Below are 835 nucleotides of genomic sequence, written 5' to 3'. Positions count from 1 at the left end.
TCAAGGGCGATGATACAACTGTTATCAATAAACAATTAGGCGAACAGTTAGATATCAAAGGTGGTGCTGATGCAAATAAATTGTCTGATGACAATATTGGCGTAGTATCTGCAAATGGTGCGCTTAATGTTAAATTAGCAAAAGAATTGAAAAATCTGACTAGTGTAACTACCGGCGATACCGTTATGAATACGGATGGCTTGACTATAAATGGTGGTCCTAAGATTCTTAAGAACGGCATTGATGCAGGCAATAAGAAGATTACTAATGTAGCAGCCGGTACTGATAACACGGATGCAGTTAACTTTGGTCAATTGAAAGACGTTGTTGCAGCAGGTAAAACTATCCTTAAAGACGGTAAAAATACAACCGTTGAAGGCGATGGTTCCGCTAATAATCCATACAAAGTTAACGTAAATGACGATTTGGTGCTTGGTAAGAAGGGTGCTGACGGCAAAGACGGCTCCATCGGAGTTAACGGTAAAGATGGTTCAGCTGTTGTTATCAATGGTAAAGACGGCTCTATCGGCTTGAATGGTAAAGATGGTGCTAACGGCATCTCCATTAAAGGTGGCGACGGTAAACCTGGCGTTGACGGTACAAACATCACTCGTCTCGTTATCGAAGAAAAGAACGGCGAAAAACATGATGTTGCAACATTGGATGATGGCATGAAATATGGCGGTGATACAGGTGCTGTTATCAAGAAGAAACTTAACGAACAAGTGAATGTAGTCGGTGGCATTACTGATGTAAACAAATTGACTACTGATGACAATATCGGCGTTGTATCGGATGGCACAAACAACTTGAAAGCTCGTCTTGCTAAGGACTT

1 pseudogene is annotated in these 835 nt (G+C 41.2%); it reads left to right on the top strand.

What is annotated here, in order from left to right:
• Window positions 1–835, top strand: a pseudogene (locus AC3A84_RS11225) (hypothetical protein); the annotation flags it as partial.

The sequence above is a fragment of the Paracidovorax sp. genome, assembly GCF_057642795.1.
This window is presented reverse-complemented; position numbering and strand designations above follow the sequence as displayed.